General features: G+C 62.3%; 3 protein-coding genes and 1 pseudogene. All 4 read left to right on the forward strand.

Annotated features, from left to right (window positions below; all coding sequences use genetic code 11):
• A partial coding sequence (locus AC1DE3_RS28170) for an FAD-binding protein (protein ID WP_476852973.1) occupies positions 1–1279 on the forward strand: 1279 nt, incomplete at its 5' end.
• A gap of 12 nt (positions 1280–1291) precedes the next feature.
• On the forward strand, positions 1292–2227 hold the full coding sequence (locus tag AC1DE3_RS28175) for a fumarate hydratase (protein WP_015865667.1): 936 nt from the start codon (positions 1292–1294) through the stop codon (positions 2225–2227).
• Positions 2221–2901 carry a fumarate hydratase C-terminal domain-containing protein gene (locus AC1DE3_RS28180; RefSeq protein ID WP_015865666.1) on the forward strand — a complete coding sequence of 227 codons (681 nt, stop codon included), beginning with the start codon at positions 2221–2223 and terminating at the stop codon, positions 2899–2901. Before AC1DE3_RS28175 ends, AC1DE3_RS28180 begins: the two co-directional genes overlap by 7 nt.
• 66 nt (positions 2902–2967) lie before the next feature.
• Positions 2968–3162 (forward strand): annotated as a pseudogene (locus tag AC1DE3_RS28185) (amidohydrolase family protein); the annotation flags it as partial.

A 3162-nucleotide genomic window follows, 5' to 3' on the forward strand; every position in this document is an offset into this window, starting at 1 on the left:
GGAGCTTGAGGAGCATCGTGCGATCGAGCTCATTCCGGCGGCCGATGGATCCGGAATCGCCGGTGTCCTGTTCATTGACATGCGTGCAGGTACCTATCGCCTGGTGCAGGCAAAGGCGGTGCTCCTTGCGACGGGCGCCGGGCCGACGATGTACCGCTATCACACACCGTCCGGCGACAAGACCTGCGATGGTCTGGCCATGGCGCTTCGGTACGGCCTGAAGCTCCGGGATATGGAGATGGTGCAGTTCCATCCCACCGGACTCCTCGGCGGACCGGATACGCGTATGACGGGCACCGTTCTCGAGGAGGGCTTGCGCGGCGCCGGTGGTTACCTGCTCAATGGGAACGGCGACCGGTTCATGACCCACTACGACAAGCGTGGCGAGCGTGCGACCCGCGACGTCGTCAGTCGAGGCATCTACGCCGAGATGCGCGCGGGGCGTACGGGGCCGATGGGTGGCGTCTACATCCAGATGAGCCACCTCGGCCCGGAGAAGGTCGCCAAGACCTTTCCTGGAATGGTCAATCGCTGCAAGGACTGCGGCTTTGATCTGGCAGGTGGCAAGGTCGAAGTGGTTCCGACAGCCCACTACCTGATGGGGGGTGTCGAGTTCAACGTCGACTGCTCGACCGCATCGCCAGGACTGTTCGCTGCGGGCGAGGACTGCGGAGGCGTCCATGGGGCCAATCGCCTCGGCGGCAACGGTGTCGCGAACTCCACCGTCTTTGGCGGCATTGCGGGAGACTCCATGGCCGCCTTCGTCGAGAGGAACGGCAAGTGGCGCGACCCCGACAGGCGAATCGTCGCCAGCGGGATCGAGCGCGCGGAGTATCCGTTCTCCAGGCCGGTGGGTCGTATCCACGAGTTGCGCGACGCCCTGGCACAGACGATGTGGGATGACGTTGGTGTGCTGCGCAACCGTGAGGCGATGGACCATGGGCTCGAAGCGGTGGCTTCTCATCGAGCCGCGCTGTCGGCGATGGGCGTCGCAGATGGCGATCGCCGCTACAACGTGACCTGGCACGACTGGCTGAACCTGGAAAGCCTCGTCGATATCTCAAAGATCATTACCGTCTCCGCGCTGGCACGCGAGAACAGCCGGGGCGCTCATTTTCGCGAAGACTTCCCCGACCCGGGCGATCTCCACTCCAGCTGCTACACGCGCGTGAGCGCCCGGGACGACCATGTACAGCTCGAAATGATTCCCGTCTCCTTCGACATCGTGAGACCCGGTGAATCGCTCATCACCGGCGAAGCAGTCACCCCCAAAACCTGAGGGCACACCCAAATGAAGATCCCGATTCAGAAAGTTGAAGAAGCCGCCTTGGAGATCACGCGACGCGCTGCGATCGAGATTCCTCCCGACTACAAGAAGGGAATTCAGGAACTGCAGAAGACGGAGACCGGAAAACTGCCCCGGTTCGTCATCCACGCGATGGTCGACAACTGGGAGGCCGCAGATCAGGATCGCCGTCCCATGTGCGCCGATACCGGCCTGCCGCGGTATTACGTGAAGGTCGGCAACAACGCATCGGTCGAGTCGGGATTCGTTGCCGTGGAGCGAGCGCTCCGGCATGCGACGGCAGAAGGTACGGTCACGATTCCGCTTCGGCCGAATCGCGTGCATCCCTTGTGGCGCACAGATCACAACAACAACGTCGGCATCAATGCCCCCGAAGTCGAGTGGTCGTTCGAGCCGGAGGCCGACTGGATCGACGTCACCACCATCCACAAAGGCGGCCTCTTCGGGACCGACTACCGCATGCTGTTCCCCGGGGACGGAATCGACGGTATCAAGCGCTTTGTCCTGGACACGCTGATTGCCTTCGGAAAGCGCGGCTTGGCCTGCCAGCCCGCGATCGTCGGGATCGGCCTGGGTGGGTCCAAGGACACCTGCATGCAGCTGGGCAAACAGGCTGCGTGCCTTCGCACGGTCGGGGATCGGAATCCCGATCCGAAGGTCGCCGAGCTCGAACTCGAGTTGATGAAGCTCGGAAACTCGATCGGGATGGGCGCCATGGGCTTTGTGGGGTCCGGGATGGTCGTGGATTGCCACATCGAGTGCGGTTATACGCACACCGGTGGCATGCCCATCAGCCTGCACACCTTCTGTCTTTCGTCACGGCGTGCCACAGCGCGCATCCATGCCAACGGCGAGATCGAGTATCGAACCGATCCCCAATGGTTCACCCCCTATCTGCGTCGGGAGACAGTCGAATGGTAAGCAGCAACGACGACATCAAAGTCTTCCACCTGAACCTTCCGGCGAAGCGGGAAGACATTGCGAAGCTCGAGTTGGGCTGCGCGGTCTGTCTGAACGGCGTGGTCTACACCGCGCGCGAGGGTGTCTACAAGAAGGTGCTGGACGAGGGATTGGCGCTGCCCGTCGATCTGAAGTCGATCAGCAACGTCAACTTCCACTGCTCGCCGGCCGCCGCACCCGACGGCAAGGGAGGCTACAGGGTCGGCGCTGTGACCGCCACGGCATCCTTTCGCTTTTCGAAGTGGATTCCTCGCTGGCTCGAACAGACAGGGTGCAGCATCCTCATCGGAAAAGGAGGCATGCCTGCCGATGACTACAAGAAGGTGCTCGCTCCGGGTGGCGCCATCTACCTGACAACCGTCGGCTACGGCACCGGTGCGCTGCTTGGTCGCGGCATCAAGCGTGTCCGGGAGGTGCACTGGCTCGACGAGCTGGGGATCGCCCAGGCCATGTGGTTGTTCGAGGTGGAGAACTTCGGTCCCTTCATCGTCGAGAGCGACCTGGAGGGCAACTCCTTGTTCGCGCAGCATGCCGAGACCATCAATGCAGGCATCGAGGCTCTGTATGCAGGTCTCAAGCCTCCAGCGCTGCATCGCTACGGGGAGACCGACAACCGCAAGGACGAGGTGATGTAGCCGCCGGCATTGCAGGCTTGCGATGCCGCCCGGGTTCGAGTCGTTTCCATTCAAAAGGTCAGTGCCATGATCATCGATTTCCGTCTGCGCCCGCCGATTAGCGGCTTCCTCAATACGCTCATGTACTCGGCCGGCGAGCGCCGCGATGGGTTCACGCGAACGGTCGGTTTTGAACCATCAGAAGCGGCTCAGAGAAAGTCGATGGCGTCGCTGCTCAAGGAGATGGACGAAGCGAGGATCGATCGTGGCGTGGTCGTAGGC

Source organism: Allobosea sp. 10L417 (assembly GCF_056395485.1).